Source organism: Mesorhizobium sp. M7A.F.Ca.MR.362.00.0.0 (assembly GCF_004023175.1).
Classification (GTDB): domain Bacteria; phylum Pseudomonadota; class Alphaproteobacteria; order Rhizobiales; family Rhizobiaceae; genus Mesorhizobium.
Genome location: NZ_RZTF01000320.1, coordinates 1 through 5,286, shown reverse-complemented (window position 1 = coordinate 5,286; position 5,286 = coordinate 1). Strand labels below are relative to the sequence as shown.

Genomic DNA, 5,286 nt, shown 5'->3' with positions numbered 1-5,286 from the left:
CGGTCCACGGGCGTCGGCGATCTGGCTCGCCTTGGTGTCGACGATCCCGCGCATGTCGGCGAGGCTGGCGACGCGCCCGGCGTCGAAGTCGGCATGAAACACGCTTGGCGCGATCTTGGTCGGTTCGGCCGTCACCGGCCTGCCGGCGGCTTTCCAGCCATCGAAGCCGCCCTCCAGAATATAGGTCTGAAAGACGCCCATCACCCGGAACATCCACCACGCCCGGGGTGCGGAGAAGAAACCCGGGCCGTCGTAGACGACGATGGTGTCATCGGCCGAAACGCCCATGGCGCCGACATACTGGGCAAAATGCTGCGGCGACGGCAAGGTATGCGGCAGGGGCGAATCCGGGTCCGAAACGGCATCCTGATCGAGAAACCGTGCGCCCGGGATATGGGCGGACTCATACTCGCCGCGCGCATCACGCTTCTGCGCCGGGAGGTACCAGGATGTGTCGATGATCGTCAGGCCCGGCTCGCCGAGACGTTGCTGCAGCCAGTCTGCGTCGACGGTGAAGGGGCTGTCCTCGGCCATTCTTGTTCTCCTGCTCGCCTTTTGGCGATCACTGCCTGTTCAGTTTGCCGGCATCGGCCCAAAGCGGATGCGGAAGCGCCGGTTTTCACGGCCCTTCTTCTCGATCTTGCCGATGTGGATTTCGCCGACTTCTCCGGTGCTTTTCACATGGGTGCCGCCGCAGGGCTGGCTGTCCACCGAGGCGTTGTCGCCGATACAGACCAGGCGGATCTTGCCGGTGCCGACCGGCGGCCGCACGTTCTTGGATTTTACCAGGCCTGGATTGGCGGCCAGTTCCTCGTCGCTGATCAGTCTGACAAAGATCGGATGATCGGCCCGCACCAGCTCCATCAGCCCGGCGGTGACGTCCTCCTTGGTGAAGCCGGCATCCGGAGCGTCGAAGTCGACACGGCTGTCGTCCTCGGAAACCGAAGCACCGGTGATCGGGAACGGGCAGACGACGGTGAGCAGGTGGCAAGCCGCGTGCATGCGCATCAGGAGATGCCGCCGCTCCCAGTCGATCGCCAGCCTCAGCGTGTCGCCCACCTGCGGAACCGCCTGCTCCGGCGCTGGCACGTGTATGATCTCGTCCTTGGTCTCACCGGTGAGGGTGGCGGCAATGGCGATGCGGCTGCCATCGCCGCGTTCGAGATACCCGGTATCGCCCGGTTGGCCGCCCGAAGTGGCGTAGAAGATCGTCCGGTCGAGGATGATGCCGCCGCGGTCGTTGACGGCAACCACCGTTGCGTCCGCCGTGCGCAGATAGGCGTCGTCACGAAACAGGGCGTCCGTCCTGTTTGCCATCACGCGACTTTCTCGAACGGCACCGAAATTGTACTGCGCTGTTCCATCCAGCCCGGCACTGGCAGCTGCTTTTCGCGCAGGAATTCCGGGTTGAACAGTTTTGACTGATAGCGCGTGCCGTAATCGCAAAGAATGGTCACGATGGTGTGGCCGGGACCCAATTCCCTGGCCAGGCGGATCGCGCCGGCAATGTTGATGCCGGTCGAGCCACCGACGCAAAGGCCCTCTTCCTGGATAAGGTCGAAGACGATCGGCAGCGCATCCTCATCGGGGATCTGGAATGAAAAATCCGGCGTGAACCCTTCGAGATTGGCGGTGATGCGCCCCTGCCCGATGCCTTCGGTGATCGAGCTGCCTTCGGACTTCAGCTCGCCGTTGGTGTAGAAGGAGTAGAGCGCGGCCCCCAGCGGGTCGGCGAGCGCGATCTTCACGTCCCGGCTTTTCGCCTTCAGTCCGGAAGCGACGCCGGCCAGCGTTCCGCCCGAACCGACCGCCGAGACAAAGCCATCGACCTTGCCGCCGGTCTGGCTCCAAATCTCCTCCGCGGTGGTGCGGATATGGCCGTCACGGTTGGCGACATTGTCGAACTGGTTAGCCCAGATGGCGCCGTTCGGTTCTGTCTTTGCCAGTTGCTCGGCCAGCCGCCCCGACAGTTTCACGTAATTGTTGGGATTCCTGTAGGGCACTGCCGGCACCTCGATCAGTTCGGCGCCGAGCAGTTTGATCGTGTCCTTCTTTTCCTGGCTCTGCGTGTCCGGGATGACGATGACGGTGCGGTAGCCTAGCGCCTTGGCAACCAGCGTCAGTCCAATGCCGGTATTGCCGGCCGTTCCCTCGACGATCACACCGCCGGGCCTCAGCAGCCCGCGCTGCTCGGCGTCGCGGATGATGAACAGGCCGGCACGATCCTTGACCGACTGGCCCGGATTCATGAATTCGGCCTTGCCCAGGATCTCGCAACCAGTTTGTTCAGAAGCTTTGTTGAGGCGGATCAGAGGCGTGTTGCCGATCGCGTCGATCACAGAACGGGGCATCCAGGATTCCTTGTGTGCGTGCGCCGAAACCCTAGAAACCCGAAGCTGCGGTTTCAAGGCAAGAATTTGTCTGGTCCAGTCGCATTTGCAGTGCTGTTGTTGCGTCGGCGCTTCCCGAGGCTGGCCTCTTGCGCCACTGTTCATTTCCGGCTGACGTTGAAAAGCGGCTTTTCATTCGATTTCTTCACCGCTAGAGCAAAGCACCAACAAGTCGACAGGGCGCAGCATGACACTCTACCGGGCCAACCCGAAGCACGGCGTCGCCTGGATCACGGGCGGCTCAAGCGGCATCGGCCGTGCGCTGGCCAGGGATCTTGCTTCCCAGGGCTATGCCGTCGCGGTGACGGCGCTTGACGACGATCCGATCGACACGCTTGTCGTCGAGACCGCGCAGATGCCGGGCAGTGTCACGGCCTTTCCCTGCGATGTCACCGACGAGCCGCGCATGGCAAGAACCGTCGCCGCGATCGAGAAGGAGCTCGGTCCCATCGTGCTCGCCATCTTCAATGCAGGAAACTACATTTCGACGCCGGGGGAGAATCTTGTCGTCAACGACTTTCGCCGGTCCTTCGAGGTCAATTATTTCGGCATCATCAACGGCCTCGTGCCCGCGGTCGAACGCATGCGTGTGCGGGCGCGCGGCCATGTCGTGCTGGTCGGCTCGGTGACATCCTATTTCGGCTGGCCGACAACGGCCGCCTATGGCGGCACCAAGGCGGCCATCAACATCCTGGCCGAGTCGCTGAAGTATGATTTCGACAAGATGAACGTGCGTATCCAGGTGTTCAATCCCGGCTTCATCGACACCCCGCTGACCGAGAAGAACATGCTGCCCATGCCGGGACTGATGCCGGTCAGCCGCGCATCGCGCCGCATGGCGCGGGGCATCAAGTCCGGCGGCTTCGAAGTCCATTTCCCGCGCCGGACCAGCTGGCCCCTGAAACTGCTCGGCCTGCTGCCGAGGCCGCTGTGCAGAGGATTTATCAGCCTGATGACCAGTTGGAAGGCGCGGCCGCTGCATTACGACCGCAAGCCCCCGATCGAATAGGACGCCGGCGAAATTGGCAGGCTCACCGTTTCGGCCGCCGTCGCCATGGTTGAGACAAGTGCTGCGTGGAGTCTGCGATGGGGCGACGGATCGTGCTTGCTGTGCTGGGCCTGATCGCCATTCTCGCACTGGCCTTCGTGCTCGGCCCGCGCGTTCGCGTCGACACCACGATCCGTTTCGATCCCTCGCTCATCGCTGACGATCCGCAGGCCTATGTGGCAAAGGCGGAAGCCGCCATCCCCGGAATCCGTGACGGGCTGGAAAAAGAGATCGTCTGGGCCGATCCGTTGGTGCATGCCAGGACGCCGCTGTCGATCGTCTACATCCACGGCTTTTCCGCATCCAAGGGCGAGGTCCGCCCGCTGCCCGACGAAGTGGCGGAACAGCTTGATGCCAATCTCTTCTACACCCGGCCCACCGGTCACGGGCAGGATGGCGCGGCGATGACGCAAGGCAGCATCAACGCCTGGATCAACGACTATGAGGAAGCGCTCGCCATCGGCCGGGCGATCGGCGACAAGGTGATCGTCATCTCGACGTCGACCGGCGGCTCGCTGGCCGTCTGGGCGGCAACGCAGCCCGGTGCATCGGACGAGGTGGCGGCGATTGCGTTCATCTCGCCGAACTTCGGCGTCAAGACTTCGGGCGCCGAGATCCTGACCATGCCGTGGGGCAAACAAATTGCCAGGCTGGTCGCCGGCAAGGAACACAGCTTCGTGCCGCGCAACGCGCTGAATGAAGAATTCTGGACCACCCGCTATCCGATCGAAGCAACCTTGCCGATGCAGGCGCTGACCGAGCTTGCCTATGGCGCGCCGGTGGAGAAGGCGACCATCCCTGCTTTGTTCATCTTTTCTGATTCGGACAAAGTGGTGCGGGCCGATCGCACCCGCGAGATTGCCGGGCGCTGGGGCGCGCCGCATGAACTGGTTCCGGTCGACGACACCGGCGACCCGGACAATCACGTCATTGCCGGCGACGCGCTGTCGCCGTCGACCACGGCGTTTCTGGCGCAAAGGATCGCCGTCTGGATCGAAGCGGTGGTGAAGTAGGCAAACGGAAAGGGCGACCGAAGCATCGCTTCAGCCGCCCTTTCCTTGGTCTGTCCCGGCAATCAGCCAGGCTAAGCCTGACTGATTACAACGCGATCTGGCTTACGCAGCCCGCGCAGCCGGACGCTTGCCGCCGAAGCGACGCTTGTTGTTGCCTTTGAAGGCCGGCTTGGCGCCTTCCGGCTTGCGCTCGCCTGCGAAGGCAGGCTTGTCGCCGAAGCGCTTCTTGCCAAAGCCGTTGCCCTTGTTCTCGCCACCGGGCCGCCTGCCGTCGCGACGGCCATTGCGGTCGTTGCGATCATTGGCCGGCTCGAAGCGCTCGTTCTTTTCAGCCGGATTGCGCAGCGGATCGGGGCTGCCGAGATGGTCGGCAACGATCGGCAGCTTGGTGCGGATGATGCGCTCGACCTGGCGCAGCTTGCTGTTCTCGGAAGGATCGCAAAGCGTGATCGCGATGCCGTCCATGCCGTTGCGGCCGGTACGTCCGATGCGGTGGACGTAGCTCTCGGCTTCATCAGGCAGGTCGAAATTCACGACATGGCTGATGCCGGGGACGTCGATGCCGCGCGCCGCAATGTCGGTCGCCACCAGAATGCGCACCGAGCCGTCGCGGAAATCGTTCAGCGCTTTCTGGCGGGCATTCTGCGACTTGTTGCCGTGGATGACGGCGGCCTTGAAGCCGTCGCGCTCGAGGTCCTTGGTCACCCTGTCGGCACCATGCTTGGTGCGCGAGAAGATGATGACGGACTTCATCGCCTCGTCGGCGAGCATCGTCGACAGAACCTGGCGCTTCTGCTTGGTGCGGGCAAAGACGACGCCCTGCACGATCTCGGCC

Annotated in this window: 6 protein-coding genes; 2 read left to right on the top strand and 4 right to left on the bottom strand. The window is 63.3% G+C overall.

The genetic code is table 11. The annotated features are described in order from the left end of the window. The 3 genes from EOC06_RS43735 to EOC06_RS28375 all read right to left on the bottom strand — a co-directional run. On the bottom strand, positions 1-534 hold a 534-nt coding region (locus tag EOC06_RS43735), incomplete at its 3' end, for a sulfurtransferase (protein ID WP_245470149.1). Between the two features lie 39 nt (positions 535-573). Beyond that, complete coding sequence (locus EOC06_RS28380) at positions 574-1,317, bottom strand: alanyl-tRNA editing protein (protein WP_128309357.1); 744 nt, start codon at positions 1,315-1,317, stop codon at positions 574-576. Then, positions 1,317-2,351, bottom strand: a complete 1,035-nt coding sequence (locus tag EOC06_RS28375; RefSeq protein WP_128309356.1) for a cysteine synthase A — start codon at positions 2,349-2,351, stop codon at positions 1,317-1,319. Before EOC06_RS28375 ends, EOC06_RS28380 begins: the two co-directional genes overlap by 1 nt. 226 nt (positions 2,352-2,577) lie before the next feature. Between EOC06_RS28375 and EOC06_RS28370 the strand changes: the two genes are divergently transcribed. Further along, a complete protein-coding gene (locus EOC06_RS28370) occupies positions 2,578-3,399 on the top strand; it encodes an SDR family oxidoreductase (RefSeq protein WP_023812065.1) in 822 nt (273 codons plus the stop codon). 77 nt (positions 3,400-3,476) lie between these two features. Continuing rightward, positions 3,477-4,451: a carboxylesterase gene (locus EOC06_RS28365; RefSeq protein WP_128309355.1), complete on the top strand. Its 975-nt coding sequence runs from the start codon at positions 3,477-3,479 to the stop codon at positions 4,449-4,451. 102 nt (positions 4,452-4,553) lie between these two features. On the opposite strand, the gene EOC06_RS28360 is transcribed toward EOC06_RS28365, so the two are convergent. Continuing rightward, positions 4,554-5,286 (bottom strand): C-terminal helicase domain-containing protein (locus EOC06_RS28360; RefSeq protein WP_206631269.1); only part of this gene is annotated, 733 nt, incomplete at its 5' end.

Bases quoted from the DNA above. Each gene is read 5' to 3' on its own strand.
- EOC06_RS28380 (WP_128309357.1), bottom strand. From the start codon at position 1,317: ATGGCAAACAGGACGGACGCCCTGTTTCGTGACGACGCCTATCTGCGC.
- EOC06_RS28375 (WP_128309356.1), bottom strand. From the start codon at position 2,351: ATGCCCCGTTCTGTGATCGACGCGATCGGCAACACGCCTCTGATCCGC.
- EOC06_RS28370 (WP_023812065.1), top strand. From the start codon at position 2,578: ATGACACTCTACCGGGCCAACCCGAAGCACGGCGTCGCCTGGATCACG.
- EOC06_RS28365 (WP_128309355.1), top strand. From the start codon at position 3,477: ATGGGGCGACGGATCGTGCTTGCTGTGCTGGGCCTGATCGCCATTCTC.